Below are 25,944 nucleotides of genomic sequence, written 5' to 3' on the forward strand. Positions count from 1 at the left end.
GGGGACAAGGCAGGGAATGAATAAATTTTTCAAAGGAACATTGCTACTAGCAACTGCAGCTTTCTTAGGGGAAAGCATTGAGTTTATTGTAAATATGGTGCTTGCCAAAAACCTGGGAGAGGAAGGAATGGGGCTTTATATGTCTGTATTGCCTATCGTTTTCCTCGTGGTTGTTATTTCAAGCTTGGAACTGCCGATTTCTATCTCCAAATTTGTCGCAGCCAAAGAAGAAAAATATCACCAAAGCATGCTGCAGCATGCAATGAGACTCACCATTATTTTTACGATAATGGTTTTGGTGATAGGAGCATGCCTGTTACCTCTTCTGCCAGTGTTTCAACACTACCATCCACTCGTAAAATGGCTGGTTTTGATTATGATTCCTGTCATTTCCTTTTCGTCTATTGCCAGAGGCTACTTTATGGGACTCCAGCACATGGGGAAAATCGCCATTTCTAACTTTTTAAGAAAAGCAGTACAGTTAACACTACTTGTTGTCATGTATCATTTTTTTCATTTTTCCTTAGAAGTCTCGCTGCTCATTGCCATTATGACTTTAATCGGAACGGAGGCTATCGTGTGTCTTTATCTCCTATATATGTACAGGCTTCAATTTGTTCAGCTCAAGGCAAAGCCAGGAGCGAAAATGGACGGCAGAACAGTTAGAAAAAAGCTGCTCGAGGTTTCCATTCCAACCACTGGCATGCGCTTGTTTCACGCGGTCACAAACGCCATTCAGCCAGTTTTAATAAAAATAGCCCTTGTGAAAGCTGGGCTGTCTCATACCATTGCTTTAGAGGAGTTTGGACTGCTAGCGGGAGTAGCACTAACGATTGGCTTTTTCCCAGGCTTTATCGCACATTCCCTCATGATTGTGTTAATTCCAACCGTGTCAGCAGCCTATGAAAACCAGGAATTTTCCAAGCTTCAGCGGCTGTTGAAGCAGGTTATGTTATTAACATTTTTATATGGTATTCCCGTGGTCATGGTGTTTTATCATTTTGCTATACCACTTACTAATGTCTTTTTTGAGAATTCACATGCAGCGTCCTATGTACAGCTGCTATGGCCATTTTTTCTATTTCACCTGTTTGTATCCCCATTGCAGGCTTATCTAATAGGACTTGGGCTGATTAAGGATGCCTTTCTTCATTCTATTTGGTCCACCTGCATTTCATTTTTGCTTATGTTTCTGCTTGGATCCTTACCAAGCTTGCAAATGAATGGAGTCATCTTAGGGATGAACACGGGAATGGTTTTGCTAACGCTGATGCACTATTTTACCGTCTGCAACCAAATCAAAGTCACCCTTTGGCTAAGGGATACCCATTCACATAAGGCAGCATAAAGAGACGGTAGTCAAATAAATCCGCTTTCAATTGTGCAACTTCTTTCTTATGTGTTTACATGTGTGTGAAAGGTCTTTATAATCCCTACTGGATGAATAAATACCAGGGGGAGGATGAGTGGATTGAACAAGCTAATTAAAACTCTACTATTCTTGCATATTGGTCCTCTTTTTGTTGCAATACATGTTCACTTTTTCTTATCACCAAATAGTCTAGCTACTGGAGGAGTCAGTGGGCTGTCTATTATTCTGAATGACGTTTTCTCAGGTGTTTCCATAGGGATGTTCATGTTACTTGTTAACATTGCCCTGTTTATCATAGGATTTTTAGTGCTTGGATTTGGTTTTGGAGCAAAAACAATTTATGCGAGCTTTATGCTTTCGGTTATGGTTTGGGCGCTTGAAAAATTCTTTCCGGTAAATGCACCACTGAGCGAAGATATTCTCATTCAACTCATCATTGGACAATGCATTGCAGCACTAGGGATGGCGCTAGTTTTCAATGAGCGTGCGTCAACCGGAGGTACAGATATACTTGCATTAATTTTAAATAAATATTTTTCCATCGATATGGGAAGAGGGGTACTTTTCTCCGATATCTTTATCGCGTTATCTTCCATTCTGGTGTTTGGTGCAGAAGTGGGTATGTACGCGGTGTTTGGAGTGATCTTGAACGGTCTTGTTATTGATTATGTGCTCCAGCAGGTCAATCAAATGCGCGAAGTTGTCATTATAAGCAGCAAGAGTGAGCAAATTCGCACCTACATCGTTGGGCAACTCGGACGCGGGGCAACCCTTCATTATGCGCGCGGTGCCTTCACATCTGACGAAAAGGAAGTAATTACGACGATCTTGAACAAGAAGGACTTTTCTCGTTTGAAAAAATTTATCGGAACCACGGACGAGCAAGCGTTCATCACTGTTCACAATATGAAGGAAATACTAGGACAAAACTTCAAACAATTAGTATCAAAATAACCAAGGTCAAATGGGACTTTGGTTATTTTTTTTTGAAAGGATATTTTCGCAAACTTTGTGGCAGCTGCGTATAGAGATCAAACGAGCAATCATCGTTGCTGTCGTGCTTTTTCGTGGAGGAGTTTTAAGCATGTGGCAATTTTTATTAGCTTGAATATTGGAAAATGCAACAATCCTTTAGAAAAGAGCTTTTTGAAGAAACTGTGACAATGTAGGAAACGGAGAATTTACCAGTAGGCTAAACGTTTCATTTCCTGTGTCAAAAGGCTTAAAATAAGGAAAGGAACTAGATAGTTGAGGTGGACGTTTTGTTAAAAGATAAAATCACACTCCTAGCAAAAGCGACAGAATTTATTGAGCAATGCTATGCAGAGCTTGGGATACCAGATGACGTAACTGGGGATAGACTAAAAGACATTGAAAATCAAATAAATCTTCATGGTTATTATGAACATACATACGAGGAGCTCGAGCATGGAGCGAAAATGGCGTGGCGCAACAGCAATCGCTGTATAGGCCGGCTTTTTTGGAATGCGCTTCATGTGGTGGATAAGAGACATTTGAATGCTGAGGTAGACATGGCAAGCTCGCTGTTTGACCATATCGAAACTGCTACAAATGGTGGAAAGATACGACCAACTATTACGATTTTCCGTCAGAAAAAAGAGAATGAGGAAATCCGTATTTGGAATCATCAGCTGCTTCGCTATGCCGGATATGAAACGGAGTACGGAATCATAGGGGATCCCGCATCCATTTCCTTCACAAAAACGTGTCAGGAGCTCGGATGGGAAGGGGCGCGTACTCATTTTGATATTCTCCCGCTCGTCTTATCTGTTGATGGAAAGGAACCAATGCTTTTCCCTGTACCAAAGGACATTGTGTTGGAAGTCCCTATTCATCACCCAGAATTGGAAGCGTTCCGTGACCTCGGTTTGAAATGGTATGGTATTCCGCTCATTTCCGATATGCGCTTAGAGATTGGTGGAATTGATTATACGGCCGCCCCATTTAACGGCTGGTACATGGAAACAGAAATTGGGGCAAGAAATTTTGCCGATACGGACCGATACAATATGCTGCCAAAGGTTGCTTCATTAATGGGGCTGGATATGAGCACGAATGCAACGATGTGGAAGGATAAGGCGCTGATTGAGTTAAATGTGGCGGTGATGCATTCCTTTAAAGAAGCAGGTGTTAGCATCGTTGACCATCATACAGCTGCCATGCAATTTAAACACTTTGAGGAAAAGGAAGCAGCGAGTTGCCGGCATGTGACAGGAGAATGGGCATGGTTGATTCCACCGGTTTCTCCAGCAACGACGCACATATTTCACCACTCCTACGAGGATAAAATAGTGTTGCCGAATTATTTTTATCAAGAAAAACGATACTAATTTACAGGTTTTTGGATAATTAAATGAATTTAAATGGAGGAGAGCTGATTGGGGGCTCTCTTTTTTTTATGTAGATGTGGAAAAAGGGGGCAGGGGCTGTTTTTGGGAGATAATTAATCCGCTTTTTGTATAATTAATCCAACTTTTCAATAATTGATCCACTTTAGCGATTATTCGGTTCAACCCCCTAAGTTTGGACACATACTACTATTTACTAGGGTTATCTCATTATTTTAATCTTCTACCGCGCTTGCGCTTGGTTGCCCCGAGAAGAAAGGTTAAAGTGAATCGCTTTAACCTTTCTTCTCGGGGTAAACGTTACATCGTTAGCTCTACTGGATCCATGGATTTTGCCAACCATTTGGCATAATACTCACTTGGACTGTAGTCGTTTAAACTGCCGTGATACCTTCTATTATTATAAAATTCAATATAAGCATCCACAGTATTAAACGCATGATCAAAAGTTATAAATTCGTTTTTCTGATAACATTCTCTTTCAAGCACACTATGAAAAGACTCTATATAAGCGTTCATATTTGGTGATTTTGGTGGAATTCGTTCGTGTTCGAATTTATCCTCACTAAACTGTTGGAAATGGTTGCTGATAAACTGAGGGCCATTATCTGAACGAATAATGAGTCTACTTTCCCCTTGTCCAACTTCTTCAGCTGATGTCATTTTGACACCACGTTTCATCATAGCTTTCATCAACATCTTGGTAACTTTAGTCGCTTCACACGTCTTCCCAAGATAGTACCCCACAATCTTTCGATCAAACACATCTATTGCGCTCACAAGATAGAAAAAACGGCGAGAATTCATCACATATCCATATTTAATATCTACTTGCCACAACTGATTAGGACCTGTAATCTTACGATTCTTTGCGAGTCTGCGTAGGTGTTTCTGCTTCTTTTCCCTTTGAGGCATCAAGATATCAAGCTCTTTACATAGACGATACACTTTCTTTTTGTTGATAATGAGATGATGTTTTCTTCTTAAAGCTTTTGTTAACTTCCTATATCCGTATATCTCTTCTTCCCCTTCGATAAGCTGCATGAGATACACTTTGATTGACGTATCTTTTACTTTCTTTTTCGTCTTTCTGTTCAGGGAATAGCCAGGTATAGGTCTTCCCCCTGTAGGAACCTTAGCTTTTGGTGGATTGGCCAAACGGTAATAATAAGTAGAACGAGTAATGGAAGCATACTTTAATACACGGCTGGCAGGGAATCCCTCGTCAATCCACTCTTTAGCGAAAGTTATTTGTTCCGAAAGGTTGGTAAGTTTTTTTTTACCATTTGGCGAAGCATCGCTACCTCTAGTTCTTTTTCACCTAAAAGTTTCATGGCATGGTCATACTTCTTTTGAAGTTCTTGAGTAGAAGTAGACTCTGAAAGTGGCCTAACACCGTCTTTTTCCATCTCTGCTTCTATTTCATCGCGATACTGTCTTATCCAATTTCCTAGAGTAGAACTGCTCACTCCAGTTTTCCTAGCGATAAAAGCAGTATTCCCAGATTCAAGTGCCATTCTCACATATTGCTTTTTTACATCTTCCATCGGTCCATTACGTTTACTCATTTGGACTCCTCCTTTGATACTTCTATGATAATATCTTTTGAAGTAGGTGTCCAAATCAGTTAGGGGGCTAAATAGTATTTAATCCACTTTTTCATTTATTTGTCCAACTGGGGCAAGATAAATGCCATTCGACAATAATCAGCAAAATTCAACAAACACCACTTGTAGGATACTACTCTCTAAAATTAAAACCGACCCATTAAAAAAATGGGCCGGTATTTTTTGAGATTATGTTGCTGCTTTTTGTAATTTATGAATAACAGATAATGATTTACCTGTACCAATGGCAACAGATTCTAGAGGGTTCGGAGCTACATAGACTGGTACCACGATTTCTTCGCTTAACCATTCTTGCATGCCGTTTAATAGGGCTCCACCACCTGTGATGATTACCCCTCTGTCCACGATGTCTCCGCTTAGTTCTGGTGGGCAGTCTTCAAGGGTTGCGCGGATTGCTTCTAAAATATGAAGCAGAGATTCTTTGATCGCTTTTTGGATTTCAGTTGATTGTAGTTCAATGGTTTTTGGTAGACCAGTAACAAGGTCACGGCCACGGATTTCCATCGTTTTTTCTTCATGTTCTACTAATGCATAGCCGATTTCCATTTTGATTTGCTCCGCTGTGCGTTCACCAATTAGTAGATTATAGTTTTTGCGAACGTGGTGCACGATGTCCTCGTCAAATTGGTCTCCGCCGACACGAATGGAGTTGCAGGAAACCACACCACCGTAGGAGATGATGGCCACCTCTGTTGTGCCTCCTCCGATGTCAACAACCACATTTGCAACAGGTTCATCAACAGGTAAGTCGGCACCAATAGCTGCTGCAACAGGCTCTTCAATTAAATGTACGTGCTTTGCACCACAGTTCTTTACTGCATCCTGAATAGCACGACGCTCTACGGAAGTGGAGCCAGATGGTGTACATACGACCACACTTGGCTTACGGATAGAGAAGCCCATTGTTTTGCTTGCTTGTTTCATGATTTGTTTTAGCATGCTTGTCGTAATGTCGAAATCTGCGATAACGCCATCTTTTAATGGACGGACAGCAACAATTCTTCCTGGTGTTTTCCCAATCATATTTTTCGCTTCTGTTCCCACGGCAAGTACCGCTTTTGTTTCAAGGTCAATTGCCACAACGGAAGGTTCATTGAAGACAATTCCCTTACTTTTACTATAAACCAGCGTATTAGCTGTACCTAAGTCGATCCCGATTTCTGTAGTTGAAAACATAGTCAAATTCACCCAATCATAAAAGTTATAGTTAATTTAGGTCTCTTATATATCTTCAAAGAACTTTGTCGGTTTGTGGGGGTAAAAGTAGATGAATATATTGGTAATTTTAAGCTGAATAATGATAGATTTATTTTACATATTATGCTATATTTTAGAAAAATATTAGGGAAGTTGGCGCGATGGAGATACGAGAAAAAGAGGAAGAAATGCATGATGAACAGCGGAAGTTTTCATCCCAAATAATAAATTTTATGTTAATAGGGTTAACTATCATTGTTGGTGTGATTACTTGTTTGAGTTTTATAGATGGGTATAAAGTGAAGCAACAGCAGAAAATTGCCACTTATATTGAGGCTACAGACAGAATCATTCAGGGTAGTGGTTTGTACGAAAATAAAATAATGGATGGATATAGTAATAACAATTTACCTGTATTCTCCAATGAGGATGCCGAGCTATTGAAAGCGTTAGTGAGGGAAGCATCTTCTTTACAAGCTCCGAAGCATTGGGGCGAACATAAATTAGCTGTGGAAACACTTCTTGCTGAAAGGTATGAAATGTTTACTCAATATAATAGTGGTGCAGTATCTTGGAATGAGGAAGCGCTTTTGGTAATGCAAGAAAAAAGTGACCAGTTAGAAAAAGTGGAAAAAGAAGCACTCATAGACGGATTAGAACGTTACGAAATACCCTTTGAAGAGAGTGAAAATGGCAACATTCGCTTTTCCGTAAAGACATACTAAAAGAAACCTGAATTTCTACAGTAATAGAAATTCAGGTTTCTTTTAATTCTGTATAAACAACAAGCCTTTGTTCGTGGTTATTTGTTTTGCGATCATAAAGACCTGTGCAGGTAATAAGGTTTAATCTCTGCTTGTTTGAAGGGCCGTAGATTTTGCGCAAAGGAGCTTCATTATAAGGATAAGCTTCCTTGTGAGTAACGACGAATGTGAGTGTGCGTTCCCCGTCATTTACGTGAACTTCGTCTCCTGGATTCAATTCCTTTAAGTCAAAAAAGACAGCAGGTCCTGTATAATCATCTACATGTGCCGCGAACACTGCATTTCCATTTGAACCAGGTTTTGTACCAGGCTCAAACCAAGCAACGGTTTCCCCGTCCTCAGGAACTTCCATTGCCCCGGAACTGTCTAAACCAAATGGCTCAACCTTAGCATCCACATTTATCGAAGGGATGGTTATTTGTGTTGGAACTATTCCAGATGGTGATGGGTTAGGTGACTTCGGTTTCTCGTCTCCCTCATTTACAGCAGTGTTTTCCTTACTAGCGATTTTTTCCTCTGGAGCTGCTACAGACTCCTGGGGAAGTAAGCGATCTTCTTCATCATCTTGTACAAGGGGTGTACAAGATGATGAGAAAATCAGGATGAACGTGAGAATCGTGAATAAACTAATCTTATTTTTGTGAAGCAAAACGGCGTGCTCCAATTACGGCTGCACCTATCACCATTAATCCTGCAATTAACATCCAGCTGTTGATGCTAGAAGAATTGCTTGCTCCACCCATACCTGTTTGAGGCATTTCATTTGGCATCATGGTGTTGTCTTCAAGTAAAAGTACTTCTAAACTATCAGCTGTGTTGATGGCATAAACGGAATATACTTTGTTCTCTTCTAGCATCGTACCAGATAAATCCAGTACCTGTTCTCCGCCATCGGCTGTTCTAATTTCAAGATCATACGTACCAGCATCAAGCGTCATATAATCTGTAACTGCTTTGAACTCAGCTCCTGAAAAGACATCATCTCCATCAATGAGACCAACATTTACAGCAGGTGCATCAGGTGAAAAATGACCAACACGCACTTTTGCTTGACCTTCTGCTACTGCATTATCATCTTGTGTTACAGACAATTCAAGATTTTCCACTTTGTTGATTGCAGCCACTGTATAAGACATTCCTGCCTCCACTGTTAAATCTGTTGCAATGACAGGATCTGCTTCCCCCATTGTTCCAGCTGCATAAATTTCCACTTTGTGAGTCCCAGCTGGTAGATTCATATAATCAGTTGCTGCTTTGAACTCAGCTCCTTCTACTACTGCCTCATCATTTACATATACATCAACTGCAGGTGCATCTGGGGATGCGTGAATAATACGAACCATCGCGTGATCATCCGCGCTAGCGATTCCTCCTAAAGTGGCAAATGCAACAATACTCACGATACTTAGTACTAACATTCTTAGCTTTTTCAAATTCTAACCTCTCCTTTGGTTTTTATTATGTACAGGAATTGTTTAAAACCTGTATAAGTTATGTATACCACCAATTATCTCGAATTTAAACTAATAATGTGCGATGAATGTGTTTTTAATTTTTTTTTCTGGCTGTTTTCGTAAACTTTGTTGCTACTACGTTTAGGTAAAACACCGCAATCAACGTTGCTGTCGTGCTCTTTTTTTGGAGGAGCATTAAATATGTGTCATTTTTCTTAGCATAATGATTGGAAAAATCTTAAAGCCGACTTCATAAAAGAGCTTTTTGTTTTACAGTTTTCATTGAGGGGTAATTATAAGAAAAGAAGAGGAGGCGTTTTAAATGGGAAAACTATTTAAAAGAGTATTTGTAGCTATTTTGCCAATTTTAGTTAAAGAAGGATTCCGCTATTATAAAGAAAGAAAGCGAACATCAACCAAGGCAGAAAGCACATCCTAATAGGAGGTGGAGACCATGGAAAAATACACGTATTTTGTAACCCTTGACACGATGCAAGTGCATGAAGAACCATATGATACTCAAGTGAAATATTATGAAGTGCTAGCAACAAAAGAAGAGATCCACGAAATCAATCGGTGGATGGAAGAGCTGCATAAGTCAGAGTATGGACCAGGTCCTTATAAGAATCCATTAAGTGAAAAGAGTACTCAAAAAGAACGAGATAAGCAACAACTACTAATTGATAAAATCTTTGTTGCCGTTTACGAGCTTGGAACAGAACAGACAAAAGAAGAAATCAAAACGATGAATGGTTTGAACCAGCGGGTATAGCTATCTGCTGGTTTTTTTGTGGGGGTAGATTGATAGATTGGTAGCTTCTGACCATTAATAAGAACATTTTGGAATGTTTTTTCCTGGAGGAAAGTCCTATTTTTGATGGGTGTTCGTGCTATTCGTTGAAAAATAGGGGGGACACACGTTAGACTAGTGAAAAAAGTAGTGTTAGGAGTATTCCTATGATGAATAAGAAAAAACCAGTCATTATGTATCCTGCCGTAGCAGTGATAATTTTTGACGATCAAAAAAGAATTCTTTTACAAAAACGAGCGGATGTTGGGTTGTGGACGATTCCTGCCGGGCATGTAGAGCCTGGGGAAACGGTAGAAGAAGCAGCGGTCCGTGAGGTTTATCAAGATACAGGTCTAATTGTCGATCCTCATAGATTAATAGGCGTTTATTCTGATCCAGAATCCCAAACCTTTGAGTATCCAGATGGGAGGCTGGTTCAATTTGTGACCTCCTACTTTGAAGCGGAGATTACGGGGGGCTCTACATCAAAAAAGGACCCATCTTTAATAGAACTAGAATATTTTGCACCGAACAAGCTTCCTCATGATTTGTTACCTATGCACCCACGCTGGTTAGTTGATGCATTCTCCGATAGAAGAGAAGCCTTTGTTCGTTGAGTAACTAAAAAAACACCACCTCAGCTAAAATAGCCAAAGTGGTGTTTTGTATATATACCAATTAATGCACATTTGTTAAAAACGTTAGGAAAAACAGCGCAGCAATCACATAAAGTGGTGCAGACACTTCTTTTGCCTTTCCAAGAGCGAGCTTCATTAGTGGGTAGGCAATAAAACCAAACGCAATACCATCTGCAATGGAATAAGAGAATGGAATAATGACAATCACTAAGAATGCTGGAAATCCTTCCGATAAATCTTGAAAATCAATTTGCTTCACCGCTTGAAGCATGAGGACACCAATAATAATTAAAATTGGTGCAATCGCACTTCCAGGTATGATTTTAATGAAAGGAATCGCAAAAATGGAAAGTAAAAAGAGACTTCCTGTCGTTATTGCTGTAACACCAGTTCTTCCGCCAGCAGTAATTCCAGCAGCCGTTTCCACCGTTGAAACGGTAGGGCTTGAGCCAAAGAATCCACTAGTTAAAATGGACAACCCTTGAGCCTGGAAGGAACGCTTGAATTTCTCTGGACGATTAATCATTCCAAGGTGACCGTTAATTAGCCCGATGTTCTCAAAAAGCAGCACCATCGTTAAAGAAAAGACAGCTACTAAAAAGGTAAACTCTCCAATCTTAGCAAAAGAAACGGCACCGAATAAGGAAAGATAGCTATCCAAAGGAATCGCAGTCCCACCTGCATCAGAAAAGCTAACGACTCCAAAAGCAGCTGCAATGACCGTACCCGCGATGATGCTAATGAGGAAATTAGCTGGGACATTGCGCATGAATAAAATAACAGCTAGGATAATGGTTAAAATCGTAGTAATCACAAATGGACTTGTGACATCCCCTAAAGATAAAAGAGAATTGTCTCCTTTAACAATGAGGCCGCCTTTTTCTAGCCCAATCAGCGTTAAAAACAACCCTAATCCAACTGTTATTCCATGCTTTAAGGAGCTTGGAATGGCTTCAAGAAGTACCTGAGCAAGCTTTGTAAACGAAACAATCGTTACAATAACTCCGGAAACCACGACAACGCCGAGAGCTTCCTGCCAGGTTAATCCCATGGAATGTACCAATGTATAAGTAAACATCGCGTTTATCCCCATACCTGGAACTAGGATAATTGGAGCGTTTGCCCAAAATCCCATCAACCAGCACCCAACTACACATGTGATAATGGTAGCGATAATACCAGCTTCCAACGGAATTCCAGCTTCTGCAAGAATCGTTGCATTCACAGCAATAATGTACACAATGGTAAAGAAAGAAATCAAACCAGCCATCATTTCGCGCTTAAGCGTCGTTTCATGACCAGCAAGATCAAATGAATTCTTCATCCATTGAAGCATAAAAAACACCTTATTCAGTTTCCCTCTCCCACCCGGTCGCACAGGACCCACAATCTAGTATTATAACGTGGAGCAGTATCATTGACAATTATTAAGAATGTTCAGAAAACAGACACAAACCTTCCTGGAAAAAAAGGGTATAATAGTAGTAACGAAGAGGGGTGAACGCGATGGATTTTTTTCGACTAACAGATGAAAAAATTAAAAAAGCGTATGAAGACGGAGAGTTCGAGAGTTTGCCAGGCTACGGTAAGCCACTAGATCTTGAAGATCTTTCAAATGTCCCACCTGAGATGCGGATGGCATACAAAATTATGAAAAATTCCGGCATGATGGAGGAAGAGCAGGTACGGTCAGAAATTGACTATATCGAAGACTTGATAAAGAATGCCCATAGTGATGCTGATGAAGCTAGACTAACCCAACGATTAAATGAAAAACAATTACGACTACAGCAAATCATTCAAAAGAAAAAGAAACAAACCAATTCAGCCGCCCTAAAAGATTATCAAAATCAAATGATGAAGCGATTTGATTAAGCTCTTTTATGTAAACAAGGAAAAACCGGCATTTGGATTTTTCCATTCTTTAAACGGATAAAAATTGTATAAGTTTGAACTCCCTCCACGAAAAGAGCATGACAGCGCCGTTGATTAGGTGTAGCTTCCATATACGCTGAAGCAACAGATATTGCGAACAGAACTTTAATCAAAGACCTTAAGTAAGGTCTTTTTTTGGTGGAGTTAAACAAGATTGTTGATTTCCGCAAACTGGTGCGATTTGTAAGCCTCCTCATGCTTCATCCTCGTGGGAGTCTACGCCTTTTGTTCCATTCAACAACTAGATACGTCTTGTTAAGATAGATATTCCCCATTTATTCTTTTACAGCAGGATTACAAACGTATTACACTTTCAATTCTCATTAAATTCTCATCCCAAACAAGCCTAATTTTAGGTAGTATTATAGTAAGGCTTAAAATGAAATGATTTGTGCAAAAATAGATAGAGTCCCACTTTGAAAGTGGAGGTGTACATAAAATGTGTAAAGTCTTGATAATTGAAGATGAAAAGAACCTTGCCCGATTTATAGAGCTGGAATTACAATATGAAGGTTTTCAGGTGGCATCTACCTATGATGGCAGGGAAGGACTTGAAACCGCATTAAAGGAAGACTGGGACATTATTCTTCTCGATCTTATGCTTCCGGGGCTTAGTGGGATGGAAGTATGCCGCAGGATTCGTGCTGTGAAGGAAACGCCCATTATCATGCTAACAGCAAGAGATAGTGTGATGGACAAGGTTTCCGGGCTTGACAGCGGGGCGGATGATTATATGTCTAAGCCCTTTGCAATTGAAGAACTGCTGGCAAGAATTCGAGCACTTTTTCGTCGGATGGATAGCAAAAAGGAAGTAAAGCAAAACATCCTTACGTTCGAGGACTTAAAGGTGGACCTTGATGCGAGAACGGTGACACGTGATGATCAACAGATTGAATTAACGAAGAGAGAGTTTGACTTGCTTGTTGTGTTTATGACAAATATAAACAGGGTACTGACACGAGAAATCCTTCTGGATAAGGTATGGGAGCTCGGGTCATATGCAGAAACAAATGTTGTGGATGTGTATGTGCGATACCTGCGCAACAAAATCGATAAGGAAAATGTAGAAAGCTATATTCAAACTGTACGTGGGACTGGTTATGTGATGAGAAAATGAAAAAGCTCTATACTTATTTTTCGCAGCTTCCAATTAGATGGAAGATAACAATCTGGTCATCTATTGTCATCCTCATACTTTTTGTCGCATATAATTCTGTTCAGTACTATGTGATGCGTACCTGGATGATTGAACAGGAAGAACGCAACATTCAGGAGAAAATGAAAGAAATTCAAGCCTATTATTCTGAGCAACCATTTTTCATTGGTAGAACGGAAATTATCAATAGCAGCAGTTTCTTAGAAAAAGCGAATGAGGCCAATGAGTTAATAAGAGTGATTGACCGAAAAGGACAACTCATCGTTGCGATAGCAACCAACCTGCCAAGAGAGTTATTAATTACTCCAGTTGAAAGCGAGAACCTTGAGCATGTAAAGGTGAATGGAAAACATTATTTAATTCATCGAGAACCTGTTATCACGAATGGATTTATTGGGTACATAGAAATTATCAGAGACTTAAAGAACTATGAGAGACTTCGCGGACTCATTTTCCTCGTAACCTGGTCAGCTGGGGCTGGAGCTATATTGCTTAGTGGGGTAGGTGGGATGCTCATCGCCAAACAATTACTCTCACCTATTGCAGCTCTTACTCATACCATGAAAAGCATCAAGATGCGCGGCTTTAAAGAAAGAGTGCAACAAGATAAAAATCAGAAGGACGAAATTGCCGAGCTATCAAATGTTTTTAATGAAATGATGGATGATGTGGAGCTGTCCTTTCAGAAGCAGAAACAGTTTGTGGAGGATGCCTCCCATGAGCTTCGAACGCCAATCTCTATTTTAGAAGGCCATCTAAAGCTCTTAAATCGTTGGGGCAAAAACGACCCAGCCGTCCTGGAAGAGTCGTTAAAAGCCTCCCAACAAGAAGTTGAAAGATTAAAGATGCTTGTCTATGAATTGCTTGAACTGACACGTCTCGAATCTGATCGTTTTGAAGTAGTGGAAGACATGACAGAGCCTATACAAGTGATAGAAGATGTGATGAAAAAATTCACCATCTTGCACCCGGATTACTCCTTTCAATTGAACAATAGCCTTTATGAAAAAGCTCAAGTTTCCATGGCACAAAGGCATTTAGAACAAGTCCTGATCATCCTTTTAGATAATGCCGTAAAGTATTCAAAAGGCTCTACAAAAATAGAAATTGCTACATCTAGAGTGGAAGATGCTTTTGTGTTATCGATTAAAGATTACGGAATCGGTATTCCTGAGGATGATTTAGAAAAAATATTTAACCGCTTCTACCGAGTGGACAAAGCTCGGAGCAGAGAAAAGGGTGGACAAGGCCTCGGACTTTCCATTGCAAGGCGAATGATCGAAAATTACAATGGTTCTATTTCTGCAAAAAGCAATGAAGGGGAGTGGACGGAAATAACCTTTACGCTTCCTGGAGATTTCAGTAAAGAGGAAAATTAATATTCTCATCAATTTCTCATTTTTCTTTAAGCGTTCTTTCATACTGTTAGGGTTTAATAAAGGTAGATGATATTAGATTCATATGATGAGGTGAGTGATATGGGTTATTATGATGATCATGTAACTCAAAAACGGCGCAGAAAAGAAAAATCGTTTGGTAAGATGGTTCTTGCATCTGTTACAGGTGGTATCGTAGGTGCATTAGGAATTGTTGCTATGCTCCCGGTTTTACTTGATTGGGGAGTCTATCTTGATAAGGATAGCAGTACTTCTCTAGAATCTCCAAACTCTGTAGAAACTAATTCTGCTGTCAGGACAGATCAAGTAGAATACGAAAAAATACAAACCAATATTACAAGTGCTGTGGAAAACGTTTCTGAAGCAGTTGTAGGGGTAGTAAATATTCAAAGAGGTGGAAATTCCCTTTTTGATCCCCGAGGTAGTCAAGGGGACCAGGAAGCAGGAACAGGTTCAGGTGTTGTTTATAAAAAGGAAAATGGCAAAGCTTACATCGTAACCAATGCGCATGTTATCGACGGTGCTTCCAAAGTAGAAGTCAGTCTTGCAGATGGAACAAGGGTGGAAGCAGAGGTAGTGGGAAGTGACACTCTTACTGATTTGGCTGTATTAACGGTGGATGATGCCAATATTACTCAAGTTGCAACTTTTGGGAATTCAGATGTCATTACGTTAGGAGAACCAGTCATTGCGATTGGTAACCCTCTTGGACTTGAATTTTTCGGTAGTGTTACACAAGGTATTATTAGTGGAAAAGAACGGGTCATTCCCGTTGATATAGATCAAAATGGTCAACCAGACTGGGAGGCGGATGTCATCCAAACAGATGCAGCCATTAACCCAGGAAACAGTGGAGGCGCACTTGTTAACTTGCGCGGTGAAGTAATTGGGATAAACTCGATGAAAATCGCGCAATCAAGAGTAGAAGGGATCGGTTTTGCCATTCCAACTTCTGTAGTGACACCAATCATTGAAGATTTAGAGAAGCATAAAGAAGTTCAACGTCCATTTATGGGAGTAGGACTTGCCTCTTTAGCTGAGGTCCCTTTAGAAGCACAAAGGTCCACACTAAAGCTACCAGAGGATGTTAAAAATGGCATTGTAGTCACAGGAGTGGAGCCAACCTCCCCTGCTGACAAAGCTGGAATCAAGCAATATGATGTTATTGTTAAATTGGATGATCAGGATATAAAAGATGCGCTAAGCTTACGAAAATTCTTATACAATGAAAAAAATATTGGTGACACCATGAAAGTTACTTATTATCGTGATGGAGAGTTAAAAGAAACGGAAATGAAACTTGTAAAGCAAATGTTTTAGGAATATGTATGTGAGAATGTCTTAAAATCCTAAGGAATAGAGGCGAGAAAAACATGCAAAAGACCCCTGAAAAAAATAAAAAAGGCATTGACGTAAAAAAGATTGTTGCGAAATATAAAGCTAAAGGAATTAAAGTGGAAGTCGTTAAACCAAGGCTAGATTTAATTAAAGGGCTTAGCCCACAATAGATCACTCCCCCCTAATTTTAAATATAAAAAGGCGACCGGTTAATTTACCGGTCGCCTTTTACATGTACCTGTATTTAGAATTTGTCATAATTTCTCGGGAAATGACTGATTATGTTATTTGGATATTAATTCTTGTACCATGTACTTTTGATATACATGGATAATTTCCTCATCATCCATGCTTAACACTTCTTCACTCAGGTGGCCTTTGTTTGTCAGGGTCTGCTCTACACTTTCACGTTCCATGTCTGTTAAAAAGTATCTCTTCGAAACTAGCATTCTACAGCACCTCGTTTTTAGTTATTTATTCTGTTATTCCCAATAGTGTCCAAAAATATACCTTTTTGAGAAAAAAACTTAGAAAACGCTGAAGATTGCTGTTTCTGGAATATCGTGGAGCTAGTTTTTTTCCATGAATTCGAATAGAAAGGATTGTCCGTTTCTGTAGAATCTTGGGTCATAGATGCCAAGGCGTTCTTCATCATCCACGATGACAACAAAGGGAGACCAATCATATAGTGTCTTTGCTTCTGGGACTTGTGCAAATAGCGTATTTAGGTCTGCCTCCTCAGCGGAAGTTAATGTGTATTTAAGTGTGGGCTTTGTAAATAAAGCATCATCTATGATTTCTACTTTGTTCTCGTTCTTTCCTATAACAGTAAAGTGCCATGGAAGGAAGCTTGCTGATAAAGCGATTTGTTCATACTTATCTTCGTATTGATGATGAAGCATATAGCCTTGACTCGTTTGAATGGTAACATGTGCAAAAATCAAGATCCACACAAGCCTATACAGCTGATGACGCTCCTTTGACCAAAGCTTCCTTGCGAAAAAGGCAATCGCAATAATCGTCCAAATGACAAAATCGACAATCGGAATCGTTCCAAAGGTGATGCGAATGTCAGAAAACGGCTCTAGATATCCGGTACCCCATGCATTGAACAAATCAGATGTATTATGAATGAATACAGCGATAAGAGGGACCCAAAAAAATCGCTTGTCTTTTCGTTTTAAGAATACGATGCTTAGAAGATATAAGAGCAGTGCCCATATAGGTACCATGAACAAGGAGTGCGTGATACCTCTGTGCCACATTTGATAAAGTCCTTCTGTATCCCAAAGCTTTGAAATAACATCACTATCTGGAATTTGACTTGCCGCAACAGCAGTAACAAACATAGCCATTTTGGTTTTTTTATCGTCATGGCTCTTATCAACGGCCCCATATATAGTCATCCCAAATAAAGTGTGAGTAATGGTATCCATCTTCCGTTTTCCTCCTAATTCACCACGCTATCTTATTCGTATTTTACCTTATGAAGGGAAAGGAAACAAAAAAGAAACAACCATAACTGGCTGTTTCTTTAAGAGTGTATAATATTGGATTCTTCTTCTGATGGCTCTGGAGGAAGTGGGTCAATTTCAATCGCATCCTCGCGATTTAGTCCAAGAGAGACATTGTAAAGAAATACGCCCATCAAGAGAAAAAGTAATAAAACAAAGCCAATTGTGGCTGCGTATAAGAATAACATAATAAAACCCCTCCTTTGTACACTTATATGCACAACTGGAGGGGTTGAGTACTAAACTTGTCCATAAGTAAAGGTTATTATTTTTTTCGAAGATTTCCAAGCTCTTCTGCAATAGCTTGCATTTCATTTGGACTGAAGGATGGCTTTCTCATCACAAGATCGTAAATATCCTTTAAGTCTTCATACATTTCTTCATCAAAGTGACTAGGTTTAATGGCACCTAAATTTAACACTTTTAACTTTCCTTTAATGGCTTCAATCATATATTCTACATTTTCAGTTGATTTTTCAGTTAGATTCATGAGTAAAAACGTCCTTTCGTACCGTGTTTGTCCTATTTTAACACGAAACGTAAGAAATAAGTAACAATCTTTCAATAAGTCCGGTTTATGCCACTACAAGAGTCGTGGAAAAATCGAAAGTTGTTTATAATAAGGGTAAGTGATTTTAGCTGAAAATAAAAAATGAAAGGGAGAGATTTTCATGGGGAATAGAAATAAATTATTGGACGGAATGCTTATCGGTGCGCTTGTTGGAGGTGCCTTCACATTACTAGATAAGAACACCAGAGAAACTGTCATACATAATGGCAGATGTGTTGGTGGAAAAATAAAGTATGCCGTCCAGCACCCACAGGAAATAGCGGATGACGTTAAACAACGTATTCAAACCTTAAAAACAACGGTTGATGACGTGACAAAAGATATTGATTATTTGCGTTCAAAAGTAAATCAACTAAAAGAAACAACTCCGCAAGTGCTGGAAATTGTTAATGAAACAAAAGAAGTGATAGCAAAGCATTTAGATTCTCCAGGTGAGTCAAAAAACAAAAATCTGTCGTAAAAGGGACGTGCTCACCATAGAATAGAGAATAAATTCGTGTTGGAGGAAGGTGGATGGGAATATTACGTTTTGGAAAGCAACTGCTTCAGCGCCTTGACCGCAATGAAGCGTTAGGAATGTCAGCAGAGTTGGCGTATTTTTTCTTATTATCACTTTTTCCATTTCTTATCTTTGTTCTCACGTTGATTGCCTATGTTCCTATCACTCAAGAGGACGTGCTTGGTGTTATTCGTCAATATGCTCCTGGAGAATCGATGAGATTAATTGAAACGAATGTGTCGAGAATTTTGAATGAGCAACGTGGCGATCTATTGTCCTTCGGGATTATCGCTACCATTTGGTTTGCATCAAACGGTATTAATGCGATTGTCCGGGCTTTTAACAGAGCATTTGATGTGAATGAAAACAGGCACTTTTTCATTGTTAGGGGCACCGCTGTTTTGTTGACTCTGGCAATGGTGTTTGTCATAATCGTTGCTTTGTTATTGCCTGTTTTTGGACGGGAAATAGGATTATTTATTTTCTCTTCTTATGGTTTGTCCCATGAGTTTATCACCATTTGGAACACTATTAGGTGGGGAGTTAGCTTTTTCATTTTACTTTTTGTCTTTATCTGTCTCTATCTTGCAGCACCTAACATTCACTTACGTCTAAGAGATGTGCTGGCAGGATCTCTATTTGCAACCATCGGATGGATGACTGTATCAGTATTATTTTCATACTACGTTAGCAACTTTGGTAATTATACGGCAATGTATGGGAGCCTTGGTGGTATCATTGTTTTGTTAATCTGGTTTTACCTCTCCGGGCTGATGATTATTATTGGAGGAGAAATAAACGCAACGTTGTTAATGACCCATAAAAGACCGTAAGTCCCACCAATTTCCGCGTAACGGTTTATGGGATAAAGGGAATTCTAGTCATGAAAGACACTCTAACAAATCTGGAGGGAACTTTCATGGCAAAGCAGTCAAAAAAAGATGGCGGTACAAAACAAAACGCAAAGCATAAGCCGAAGAATAAAACTTCAGGCAGTGCGAACGGCCAAAACGGCTACCATTAAAAGAAAAGCAGCAGGCTCAAACCTGCTGCTTTTTATCGTAATAGTCGCAATCCGTTTAGAATAACAAGTATGGTGCTACCTTCATGCCCAATTACTCCAAAAGGTAAATCGATGACTTGAAAGAAATTAGAACAAATTAGGAGCATGATGACCGCAATAGAAAAGATGACATTTTGCTTGATAATTCTGTTCATTCGTTTGGAAAGCTTTATGGCTTCTGCAATTTTTTCTAAATCATTTTTCATCAAGACAACATCTGCCGTTTCAAGCGCTACGTCCGTTCCTTCTCCCATGGCAATCCCAACATTTGCTGTGGCAAGCGCAGGTGCGTCATTGATCCCGTCACCAACCATCCCAACTATTTTGTATTCTTCTTTCAGATTTTTTAAGGTGTTTACTTTTGTTTCTGGTAAGCAATCCGCCACATATTTTTCGATGGTAGCTTCCTTCGCAACTGCTTCTGCTGTTTCTGCGCTGTCTCCTGTTATCATAATCGATTTAACATTTAGGGAGTGTAGCAGGTTAATGGCTTGCACTGTTTCTTTTCGAATAACATCTTTAAGTGCAAGGATCCCAACTATTCCTTTCTTGTCCTTTACATAGACAACAGTTTTACCTGAGGAGGTGAAATCAGTGGCAAGTCCGTTAGCAAAATCCGCTGCTAATTCTTTTCCTACAAAATCAGCTTTGCCAATAAAATACTCAGTGTTTTGCAGGCGTCCTTTCACACCCCACCCTGCCTTGTCATCTAACTGCTCTGGACGCACGAGCGCTCTATTAGTATTTTTCTTGGCATAGGTTGTAATAGCCTGTGCGAGAGGATGGTTCGAATAGCTTTCAATCGAGCCAACAAGAAACAAAAACTCCTCTTTCGTCATGCCATCCCGCACATGTACATCTGTTACTTCTGGCTTTCCTTTCGTAAGTGTACCGGTTTTGTCAAAAGCGATGGCTTGTAAGTGGCTCAAGTTTTCTAAATGAACTCCGCCTTTAAATAGAATTCCTTTACGGGCACCATTTGATATTGCTGACAAGGTCGCAGGCATGATGGAAGCCACCAGTGCACATGGGGATGCAACAACAAGCAAAATCATGGCGCGATAGAAAGTTTCATTCCAGCTCCAATCCAGCAAGAAGTGCGGCAGAAACATCATTAATGCCACAACACCGAGCACAATTTTTACATATGGGCCTTCAAAACGTTCTAAATATTGCTGTGAAGGAGACTTTTCACTTTGTGCGTTTTGTACAAGGTTTATAATTTTTTGAAATAATGTTTCTGTGGATAACTTAGTCACCTCAACCACAATAGATCCATTGGTATTCATCGTACCTGCATAAACACTATCACCGGGTTGCTTTTCAAGAGGGAGGGATTCTCCTGTGATGGCCGCCTCATCAATGGCAGTCTCTCCACTAGTAATTTCACCATCTGTTGGGATACGCTCCCCTGGCTTTACTAGAACAAGGTCTCCAATTTTCAGCTCGGAGATATGAACAGTTTCTTCTTTTTCTTCAACCAGACGTACTGCTTCCTCTGGTTGGATGTCCATCAGCGCAGAAATCTCCTTATGGCTGCGGTTTAATGTATACGTTTCTAATGCACCACTTAACGCAAAAATAAATATTAGAATTGCGCCTTCCATCCAGTATCCAATGATAGCTGCACCAATTGCTGCAATAATCATCAGCATTTCTACATTGAGTTCCCTTTCTGCAATGGTATCCTCTAGACCTTCCTTTGCTTTGAAAAAACCACCGATAAGGTAGGCCAGTATGAATACAGGAACAGCAACAGCTGAAATCTCCAGTTTCAGCAATAACCATCCAGCAAAAATAAAAACTCCAGAAGTGATCGCAAATATTAGTTCAATATGTGTGGTGAAAAAGCTTCCTTTTTTTACTACAGCTGTTGTTTCGCTCATTTTCTTATCCCCCTAATTGAGAAAAATAATCAACATCAATACCTTGATTAAAAGACGAATGCTGCCATCAATTATTGATAGCAGCACTACTTATACGTTTTTTTGTATTGAGAGTAATTTTCAATTAATTATATTTATTATTATTTAATGTTTATTATAGATTATTTAATTGAGAATTGCCAGTAATTTATCACCGTAAGCTTACATTATGTATAAGGGGCAGAATATGTTCAAAGGAGATGGGCAAAAAAATAAAAAAACTGCCACCGTCCATTAAATAGGAGGGTGACAGTCTCAATCGTATTATAAACTATCCTGAATCATCATTTGTTCATAAACATTGTTATACATGTGCTCAATGTCCGCGTCCGTCATTAGTGCAAGTGTCTCACGATCTGCTTTTCTCATTACTTCAATAAATTGAATCATGTTTTTACGTTCCTGTCTGCTCATTTCTTTTTCCTCCTTCGTTTGGTTAGAAGCAGGAGAACCGTCCCTCTGCTTCGTTTGTATTAATACAGTTTGATTATTATTAATAGTATTATATAACAGTAATCTCGGAAAGGGAACTGTTTTTTAAATTTTTTTTTGAAATGGGTAATTTGTCCTTACGTTCATTTAGGGTAGAATAGAAAATAGGATTGTGATATGGAGAAAATGAGGAGGAACGGAAGTTGGTCGATGTTAAGACAGAAGTAGTGATTAACTGCCCTAAATCGAAGGTGGCAGACTATGCATCTAATCCAGACCATGCACCTAAATGGTATGACAATATTCAACGTGTGGAATGGAAAACAGAAAAGCCATTGAAATTAGGCTCTCAGGTTGCGTTTTGTGCACAGTTTTTAGGAAAAAAGCTTGAGTATACCTATGAGATTGTCGAGTTTATACCAAGAGAAAAGCTAGTTATGAGGACTGCTGAAGGACCATTTCCAATGGAAACGACGTATGAGTGGTTCGAAGTCACCTCGGATAGTACGAAGATGACGCTGCAAAATCGTGGTGAACCTAAGGGGTTTTCGAAAGTTTTTGCTCCTTTCATGGCTACGATGATGAAGAAAGCCAATCAAAGAGATTTGAAAAAGATAAAGAGCATATTAGAGGGGAGCTAAAACAGTGTTTTTCAAAAAGAAATGTTACTTTTGCAAAAGAAAGGTAAGACCCTATTTTACCTACTTGGAAAAGGGCAAAAAGATACACTGTTGTTCGCTTTGTAAAACGTATGCAGACAGAAGAGCGTTTGTTCCAGTGAAGTAAAAGAGTTGGGAGGAGCGAAGGAGGAGGGAGTGGCGTGTCGCGCGTGGCGAAATTTGTCGGTTTATGACATTTGGCTGATAAATCGCAAAAGTGGCTGAAAAAGTAGCCGTTTTGGCTGATAAATCGCAAAAGTGGCTGAAAACTATTTAGCCCCCTAACTGATTTGGACACCTACTTCAAAAGATATTATCATAGAAGTATCAAAGGAGGAGTCCAAATGAGTAAACGTAATGGACCGATGGAAGATGTAAAAAAGCAATATGTGAGAATGGCACTTGAATCTGGGAATACTGCTTTTATCGCTAGGAAAACTGGAGTGAGCAGTTCTACTCTAGGTAATTGGATAAGACAGTATCGCGATGAAATAGAAGCAGAGATGGAAAAAGACGGTGTTAGGCCACTTTCAGAGTCTACTTCTACTCAAGAACTTCAAAAGAAGTATGACCATGCCATGAAACTTTTAGGTGAAAAAGAACTAGAGGTAGCGATGCTTCGCCAAATGGTAAAAAAAAACTTACCAACCTTTCGGAACAAATAACTTTCGCTAAAGAGTGGATTGACGAGGGATTCCCTGCCAGCCGTGTATTAAAGTATGCTTCCATTACTCGTTCTACTTATTATTACCGTTTGGCCAATCCACCAAAAGCTAAGGTTCCTACAGGGGGAAGACCTATACCTGGCTATTCCCTGAACAGAAAGACGAAAAAGAAAGTAAAAGATACGTCAATCAAAGTGTATCTCATGCAGCTTATCGAAGGGGAAGAAGAGATATACGGATATAGGAAGTTAACAAAAGCTTTAAGAAGAAAACATCATCTCATTATCAACAAAAAGAAAGTGTATCGTCTATGTAAAGAGCTTGATATCTTGATGCCTCAAAGGGAAAAGAAGCAGAAACACCTACGCAGACTCGCAAAGAATCGTAAGATTACAGGTCCTAATCAGTTGTGGCAAGTAGATATTAAATATGGATATGTGATGAATTCTCGCCGTTTTTTCTATCTTGTGAGCGCAATAGATGTGTTTGATCGAAAGATTGTGGGGTACTATCTTGGGAAGACGTGTGAAGCGACTAAAGTTACCAAGATGTTGATGAAAGCTATGATGAAACGTGGTGTCAAAATGACATCAGCTGAAGAAGTTGGACAAGGGGAAAGTAGACTCATTATTCGTTCAGATAATGGCCCTCAGTTTATCAGCAACCATTTCCAACAGTTTAGTGAGGATAAATTCGAACACGAACGAATTCCACCAAAATCACCAAATATGAACGCTTATATAGAGTCTTTTCATAGTGTGCTTGAAAGAGAATGTTATCAGAAAAACGAATTTATAACTTTTGATCATGCGTTTAATACTGTGGATGCTTATATTGAATTTTATAATAATAGAAGGTATCACGGCAGTTTAAACGACTACAGTCCAAGTGAGTATTATGCCAAATGGTTGGCAAAATCCATGGATCCAGTAGAGCTAACGATGTAACGTTTACCCCGAGAAGAAAGGTTAAAGCGATTCACTTTAACCTTTCTTCTCGGGGCAACCAAGCGCAAGCGCGGTAGAAGATTAAAATAATGAGATAACCCTAGTAAATAGTAGTATGTGTCCAAACTTAGGGGGTTGAACCGAAAAATAGCCGTTTTGGCTGATAAATCGCAAAAGTGGCTGAAAAAGTAGCCGTATTGGCTGATAAATCGCAAAAGTGGCTGAAAAGTAGCCGTATTGGCTGATAAATCGCAAAAGTGGCTGAAAAAATAGCCGTTTTGGCTGATAAATCGCAAAAGTGGCTGAAAAAGTAGCCGTATTGGCTGATAAATCGCAAAAACGGCTGATAAATGCCAAGTTTGGCTGATATTCCAACGGCTACCTGAAAATTCCTTAGCTCACCCACATCAATCTCTCGAGATTCCACCCCGCACTTCATAAAAACTACCCCTTCACCGCCACTAATCCACGCTGCCCATAAGTATAAGTCAGTAGAAAGATTACGAACAGCAAAAAGCTAATGATATGGAAAAAGCTCACGCCACTGAAGAACTGTATGAATAATCCTCCAAAAAATGGCCCTCCAAGGCTTCCTAAACTAAAGGCAATGCCGCACATCAAATTACCAGTCGGGAGAAGGTTTTTCGGCATCAAATCGGTCATATAACTAATTCCTAGTGAAAAGGTAGAACCAACTAACATTCCGGCAATAAAAATACATACAGCAAGCCCAACGATGGTTTGCTCTAAAAAGCTTGCTACAATAAAGCTCAAGCAGCCAAGAGAAAGAATGATCAACAAAATATTTCGGCGTCCAAACTTATCGCTAAGCATTCCAAGTGGAATTTGAAAAACGATCCCACCAACTGCAAAGGAGGCGAGCAAAATGGAAACGACTCCAACATCTATTCCTGAACGCAGCGCATAAATCGGAAAGCTACCATTTAATGACGCTTCTAAAAACCCGTACCCCAAAGGTGGAAGGAAAGCGATCCAGCCATATTTCCATGCTTTGCGAAATCGTCTGATAGTGTCAAAGAACGAGTTCACCCCAACCTCCTGCTCCGGAAGTTCATTTTTCAAAAAGAATAAAAATAACCAGCCAATAAAGCATAGAAGTGAAGATAGTATGAATGGCAAGGCTTGATTGACATTCACGAGCGGAGTCATCAAGGGTCCTGAGGCAAAGCCAATCCCAAAGAACACCCCATACAACGAAATATTGCGTCCTCGCACATTTTCTGCGGAAAAAGAAGTAATCCAGGTTTGGGTTGCGAAATGCAATGCGTGATCTCCAATTCCTATTAGTAATCGTAAGAAGAACCAAAACCAAAAGCTTTGCCATAAAGGAAACAACGCAAGCGAGACGACGACTAACAAGCCTCCAATCAATATAACTGGACGGTAGCCATATTTCCGTAAAGGCTGTTCCATAAAGGGAGAAGCCAATAATATTCCAATATACAACGCAGTAGCATTCAATCCATTCAAAGTGGAGGAAACACCACTGTTTTCAAAAATAACGGCGATTAACGGAAGCAGCATGCCCTGGCTAAAGCCTGATACTGCTACGATGGATACTAGGATCCAAAAACGAAAACGATTCATAAGTTGCAACCTGCCTATCGGTA

General features: G+C 39.7%; 29 protein-coding genes and 1 pseudogene. 16 read left to right on the top strand and 14 right to left on the bottom strand.

What is annotated here, in order from left to right; translation table 11 throughout:
• Window positions 1-16: 16 nt before the first annotated feature.
• The 3 genes from FIU87_RS03975 to FIU87_RS03985 all read left to right on the top strand — a co-directional run bounded on the left by FIU87_RS03975 (window position 17) and on the right by FIU87_RS03985 (window position 3,723).
• Window positions 17-1,348 carry a polysaccharide biosynthesis protein gene (locus FIU87_RS03975; protein WP_152443394.1) on the top strand — a complete coding sequence of 444 codons (1,332 nt, stop codon included), beginning with the start codon at window positions 17-19 and terminating at the stop codon, window positions 1,346-1,348.
• 123 nt (window positions 1,349-1,471) lie between these two features.
• Window positions 1,472-2,326, top strand: coding sequence for a YitT family protein (locus tag FIU87_RS03980; protein ID WP_152443395.1), 855 nt, complete (start codon window positions 1,472-1,474; stop codon window positions 2,324-2,326).
• Window positions 2,327-2,634: 308 nt separating this feature from the next.
• On the top strand, window positions 2,635-3,723 hold the full coding sequence (locus FIU87_RS03985) for a nitric oxide synthase oxygenase (protein WP_152443396.1): 1,089 nt from the start codon (window positions 2,635-2,637) through the stop codon (window positions 3,721-3,723).
• A 318-nt stretch (window positions 3,724-4,041) separates the two neighbouring features.
• On the opposite strand, the gene FIU87_RS03990 is transcribed toward FIU87_RS03985, so the two are convergent.
• The 3 genes from FIU87_RS03990 to mreBH all read right to left on the bottom strand — a co-directional run bounded on the left by FIU87_RS03990 (window position 4,042) and on the right by mreBH (window position 6,545).
• Window positions 4,042-4,992 carry an IS3 family transposase gene (locus tag FIU87_RS03990; RefSeq protein ID WP_152442963.1) on the bottom strand — a complete coding sequence of 317 codons (951 nt, stop codon included), beginning with the start codon at window positions 4,990-4,992 and terminating at the stop codon, window positions 4,042-4,044.
• Entirely contained in the window at window positions 4,989-5,309 is a 321-nt protein-coding gene (locus FIU87_RS03995; protein ID WP_152443397.1) for a transposase, read from the bottom strand. The genes FIU87_RS03990 and FIU87_RS03995 overlap by 4 nt, the downstream gene beginning before the upstream one ends.
• Window positions 5,310-5,537: 228 nt before the next feature.
• The gene (mreBH, locus tag FIU87_RS04000; protein ID WP_152443398.1) at window positions 5,538-6,545 is read right to left on the bottom strand and encodes a rod-share determining protein MreBH; all 1,008 of its coding nucleotides are present in this window, start codon (window positions 6,543-6,545) and stop codon (window positions 5,538-5,540) included.
• Between the two features lie 182 nt (window positions 6,546-6,727).
• Between mreBH and FIU87_RS04005 the strand changes: the two genes are divergently transcribed.
• Window positions 6,728-7,291 (top strand): hypothetical protein, encoded by a 564-nt coding sequence (locus FIU87_RS04005; protein ID WP_152443399.1) that lies wholly within the window; start codon window positions 6,728-6,730, stop codon window positions 7,289-7,291.
• Window positions 7,292-7,322: 31 nt separating this feature from the next.
• Here FIU87_RS04005 and FIU87_RS04010 read toward each other — a convergent pair whose 3' ends face one another.
• Window positions 7,323-7,979 carry a class F sortase gene (locus FIU87_RS04010; RefSeq protein ID WP_172970942.1) on the bottom strand — a complete coding sequence of 219 codons (657 nt, stop codon included), beginning with the start codon at window positions 7,977-7,979 and terminating at the stop codon, window positions 7,323-7,325.
• On the bottom strand, window positions 7,963-8,763 hold the full coding sequence (locus FIU87_RS04015; protein WP_152443401.1) for a DUF4397 domain-containing protein: 801 nt from the start codon (window positions 8,761-8,763) through the stop codon (window positions 7,963-7,965). The genes FIU87_RS04010 and FIU87_RS04015 overlap by 17 nt, the downstream gene beginning before the upstream one ends.
• 475 nt (window positions 8,764-9,238) lie before the next feature.
• On the opposite strand from FIU87_RS04015, the gene FIU87_RS04020 reads away from it, so the two are divergent.
• Together FIU87_RS04020 and FIU87_RS04025 are read left to right on the top strand one after the other, a co-directional pair.
• Window positions 9,239-9,556, top strand: coding sequence for a hypothetical protein (locus FIU87_RS04020; protein WP_152443402.1), 318 nt, complete (start codon window positions 9,239-9,241; stop codon window positions 9,554-9,556).
• Between the two features lie 185 nt (window positions 9,557-9,741).
• Entirely contained in the window at window positions 9,742-10,191 is a 450-nt protein-coding gene (locus FIU87_RS04025) for an NUDIX domain-containing protein (RefSeq protein WP_253905505.1), read from the top strand.
• A 61-nt stretch (window positions 10,192-10,252) separates the two neighbouring features.
• On the opposite strand, the gene FIU87_RS04030 is transcribed toward FIU87_RS04025, so the two are convergent.
• Window positions 10,253-11,536, bottom strand: a complete 1,284-nt coding sequence (locus FIU87_RS04030; protein WP_253905506.1) for an NCS2 family permease — start codon at window positions 11,534-11,536, stop codon at window positions 10,253-10,255.
• A 182-nt stretch (window positions 11,537-11,718) separates the two neighbouring features.
• Between FIU87_RS04030 and FIU87_RS04035 the strand changes: the two genes are divergently transcribed.
• From FIU87_RS04035 to FIU87_RS21530, 5 genes are all read left to right on the top strand, one after another.
• Window positions 11,719-12,087 carry a DnaJ family domain-containing protein gene (locus FIU87_RS04035; protein ID WP_152443404.1) on the top strand — a complete coding sequence of 123 codons (369 nt, stop codon included), beginning with the start codon at window positions 11,719-11,721 and terminating at the stop codon, window positions 12,085-12,087.
• 499 nt (window positions 12,088-12,586) lie between these two features.
• Entirely contained in the window at window positions 12,587-13,264 is a 678-nt protein-coding gene (locus FIU87_RS04040; RefSeq protein ID WP_152443405.1) for a response regulator transcription factor, read from the top strand.
• Window positions 13,261-14,682 (top strand): sensor histidine kinase, encoded by a 1,422-nt coding sequence (locus FIU87_RS04045; RefSeq protein ID WP_152443406.1) that lies wholly within the window; start codon window positions 13,261-13,263, stop codon window positions 14,680-14,682. The genes FIU87_RS04040 and FIU87_RS04045 overlap by 4 nt, the downstream gene beginning before the upstream one ends.
• Window positions 14,683-14,781: 99 nt before the next feature.
• Window positions 14,782-16,020, top strand: a complete 1,239-nt coding sequence (locus FIU87_RS04050) for a S1C family serine protease (RefSeq protein WP_152446404.1) — start codon at window positions 14,782-14,784, stop codon at window positions 16,018-16,020.
• Window positions 16,021-16,073: 53 nt separating this feature from the next.
• Complete coding sequence (locus tag FIU87_RS21530; RefSeq protein WP_301538654.1) at window positions 16,074-16,208, top strand: hypothetical protein; 135 nt, start codon at window positions 16,074-16,076, stop codon at window positions 16,206-16,208.
• A 114-nt stretch (window positions 16,209-16,322) separates the two neighbouring features.
• Here the strand turns inward: FIU87_RS21530 and FIU87_RS20905 are convergent, their stop codons facing one another.
• The 4 genes from FIU87_RS20905 to FIU87_RS04060 form a co-directional block, all read right to left on the bottom strand.
• On the bottom strand, window positions 16,323-16,487 hold the full coding sequence (locus tag FIU87_RS20905; RefSeq protein WP_172970943.1) for a hypothetical protein: 165 nt from the start codon (window positions 16,485-16,487) through the stop codon (window positions 16,323-16,325).
• A gap of 120 nt (window positions 16,488-16,607) precedes the next feature.
• Window positions 16,608-17,474 carry a metal-dependent hydrolase gene (locus FIU87_RS04055; protein WP_152443407.1) on the bottom strand — a complete coding sequence of 289 codons (867 nt, stop codon included), beginning with the start codon at window positions 17,472-17,474 and terminating at the stop codon, window positions 16,608-16,610.
• A 98-nt stretch (window positions 17,475-17,572) separates the two neighbouring features.
• Window positions 17,573-17,740, bottom strand: coding sequence for a hypothetical protein (locus tag FIU87_RS20910; protein ID WP_172970944.1), 168 nt, complete (start codon window positions 17,738-17,740; stop codon window positions 17,573-17,575).
• A gap of 77 nt (window positions 17,741-17,817) precedes the next feature.
• Complete coding sequence (locus FIU87_RS04060) at window positions 17,818-18,042, bottom strand: DUF1128 domain-containing protein (protein WP_152443408.1); 225 nt, start codon at window positions 18,040-18,042, stop codon at window positions 17,818-17,820.
• 181 nt (window positions 18,043-18,223) lie between these two features.
• Between FIU87_RS04060 and FIU87_RS04065 the strand changes: the two genes are divergently transcribed.
• Together FIU87_RS04065 and FIU87_RS04070 are read left to right on the top strand one after the other, a co-directional pair.
• Window positions 18,224-18,583 (top strand): YtxH domain-containing protein, encoded by a 360-nt coding sequence (locus FIU87_RS04065; RefSeq protein ID WP_152443409.1) that lies wholly within the window; start codon window positions 18,224-18,226, stop codon window positions 18,581-18,583.
• 53 nt (window positions 18,584-18,636) lie between these two features.
• Window positions 18,637-19,455 carry a YihY/virulence factor BrkB family protein gene (locus tag FIU87_RS04070; RefSeq protein ID WP_152443410.1) on the top strand — a complete coding sequence of 273 codons (819 nt, stop codon included), beginning with the start codon at window positions 18,637-18,639 and terminating at the stop codon, window positions 19,453-19,455.
• Between the two features lie 223 nt (window positions 19,456-19,678).
• Here FIU87_RS04070 and FIU87_RS04075 read toward each other — a convergent pair.
• Together FIU87_RS04075 and FIU87_RS04080 are read right to left on the bottom strand one after the other, a co-directional pair.
• Window positions 19,679-21,523, bottom strand: a pseudogene (locus FIU87_RS04075) (heavy metal translocating P-type ATPase); the annotation flags it as partial.
• Window positions 21,524-21,874: 351 nt separating this feature from the next.
• The gene (locus FIU87_RS04080; protein WP_152443412.1) at window positions 21,875-22,024 is read right to left on the bottom strand and encodes a BH0509 family protein; all 150 of its coding nucleotides are present in this window, start codon (window positions 22,022-22,024) and stop codon (window positions 21,875-21,877) included.
• A gap of 221 nt (window positions 22,025-22,245) precedes the next feature.
• On the opposite strand from FIU87_RS04080, the gene FIU87_RS04085 reads away from it, so the two are divergent.
• The 3 genes from FIU87_RS04085 to FIU87_RS04095 all read left to right on the top strand — a co-directional run bounded on the left by FIU87_RS04085 (window position 22,246) and on the right by FIU87_RS04095 (window position 24,313).
• Window positions 22,246-22,683, top strand: coding sequence for an SRPBCC family protein (locus FIU87_RS04085; protein WP_152443413.1), 438 nt, complete (start codon window positions 22,246-22,248; stop codon window positions 22,681-22,683).
• Between the two features lie 362 nt (window positions 22,684-23,045).
• The gene (locus FIU87_RS04090) at window positions 23,046-23,366 is read left to right on the top strand and encodes a transposase (protein WP_152443397.1); all 321 of its coding nucleotides are present in this window, start codon (window positions 23,046-23,048) and stop codon (window positions 23,364-23,366) included.
• A 17-nt stretch (window positions 23,367-23,383) separates the two neighbouring features.
• Window positions 23,384-24,313, top strand: a complete 930-nt coding sequence (locus FIU87_RS04095) for an IS3 family transposase (RefSeq protein ID WP_253905560.1) — start codon at window positions 23,384-23,386, stop codon at window positions 24,311-24,313.
• A gap of 127 nt (window positions 24,314-24,440) precedes the next feature.
• Here FIU87_RS04095 and FIU87_RS04100 read toward each other — a convergent pair whose 3' ends face one another.
• The gene (locus FIU87_RS04100; protein WP_152443414.1) at window positions 24,441-24,752 is read right to left on the bottom strand and encodes a hypothetical protein; all 312 of its coding nucleotides are present in this window, start codon (window positions 24,750-24,752) and stop codon (window positions 24,441-24,443) included.
• 5 nt (window positions 24,753-24,757) lie between these two features.
• Complete coding sequence (locus tag FIU87_RS04105) at window positions 24,758-25,939, bottom strand: MFS transporter (RefSeq protein WP_367643909.1); 1,182 nt, start codon at window positions 25,937-25,939, stop codon at window positions 24,758-24,760.
• Window positions 25,940-25,944 lie beyond the last annotated feature (5 nt).

Origin of the sequence: Bacillus sp. THAF10, assembly GCF_009363695.1 — a bacterium.
Lineage (GTDB): Bacteria > Bacillota > Bacilli > Bacillales > Bacillaceae_I > Sutcliffiella_A.

Coding starts and splice junctions, on each gene's coding strand:
- FIU87_RS04080 (WP_152443412.1), bottom strand. CDS start 22,024: ATGAGCAGACAGGAACGTAAAAACATGATTCAATTTATTGAAGTAATG.
- mreBH (WP_152443398.1), bottom strand. CDS start 6,545: ATGTTTTCAACTACAGAAATCGGGATCGACTTAGGTACAGCTAATACG.
- FIU87_RS04030 (WP_253905506.1), bottom strand. CDS start 11,536: ATGAAGAATTCATTTGATCTTGCTGGTCATGAAACGACGCTTAAGCGC.
- FIU87_RS20910 (WP_172970944.1), bottom strand. CDS start 17,740: ATGTTATTCTTATACGCAGCCACAATTGGCTTTGTTTTATTACTTTTT.
- FIU87_RS04065 (WP_152443409.1), top strand. CDS start 18,224: ATGGGGAATAGAAATAAATTATTGGACGGAATGCTTATCGGTGCGCTT.
- FIU87_RS04050 (WP_152446404.1), top strand. CDS start 14,782: ATGGGTTATTATGATGATCATGTAACTCAAAAACGGCGCAGAAAAGAA.
- FIU87_RS04100 (WP_152443414.1), bottom strand. CDS start 24,752: ATGAAGTGCGGGGTGGAATCTCGAGAGATTGATGTGGGTGAGCTAAGG.
- FIU87_RS04055 (WP_152443407.1), bottom strand. CDS start 17,474: ATGGATACCATTACTCACACTTTATTTGGGATGACTATATATGGGGCC.
- FIU87_RS03995 (WP_152443397.1), bottom strand. CDS start 5,309: ATGAGTAAACGTAATGGACCGATGGAAGATGTAAAAAAGCAATATGTG.
- FIU87_RS03975 (WP_152443394.1), top strand. CDS start 17: ATGAATAAATTTTTCAAAGGAACATTGCTACTAGCAACTGCAGCTTTC.
- FIU87_RS04020 (WP_152443402.1), top strand. CDS start 9,239: ATGGAAAAATACACGTATTTTGTAACCCTTGACACGATGCAAGTGCAT.
- FIU87_RS04090 (WP_152443397.1), top strand. CDS start 23,046: ATGAGTAAACGTAATGGACCGATGGAAGATGTAAAAAAGCAATATGTG.
- FIU87_RS04040 (WP_152443405.1), top strand. CDS start 12,587: ATGTGTAAAGTCTTGATAATTGAAGATGAAAAGAACCTTGCCCGATTT.
- FIU87_RS04070 (WP_152443410.1), top strand. CDS start 18,637: ATGGGAATATTACGTTTTGGAAAGCAACTGCTTCAGCGCCTTGACCGC.
- FIU87_RS04045 (WP_152443406.1), top strand. CDS start 13,261: ATGAAAAAGCTCTATACTTATTTTTCGCAGCTTCCAATTAGATGGAAG.
- FIU87_RS04060 (WP_152443408.1), bottom strand. CDS start 18,042: ATGAATCTAACTGAAAAATCAACTGAAAATGTAGAATATATGATTGAA.
- FIU87_RS04005 (WP_152443399.1), top strand. CDS start 6,728: ATGGAGATACGAGAAAAAGAGGAAGAAATGCATGATGAACAGCGGAAG.
- FIU87_RS04035 (WP_152443404.1), top strand. CDS start 11,719: ATGGATTTTTTTCGACTAACAGATGAAAAAATTAAAAAAGCGTATGAA.
- FIU87_RS04025 (WP_253905505.1), top strand. CDS start 9,742: ATGATGAATAAGAAAAAACCAGTCATTATGTATCCTGCCGTAGCAGTG.
- FIU87_RS21530 (WP_301538654.1), top strand. CDS start 16,074: ATGCAAAAGACCCCTGAAAAAAATAAAAAAGGCATTGACGTAAAAAAG.
- FIU87_RS20905 (WP_172970943.1), bottom strand. CDS start 16,487: ATGCTAGTTTCGAAGAGATACTTTTTAACAGACATGGAACGTGAAAGT.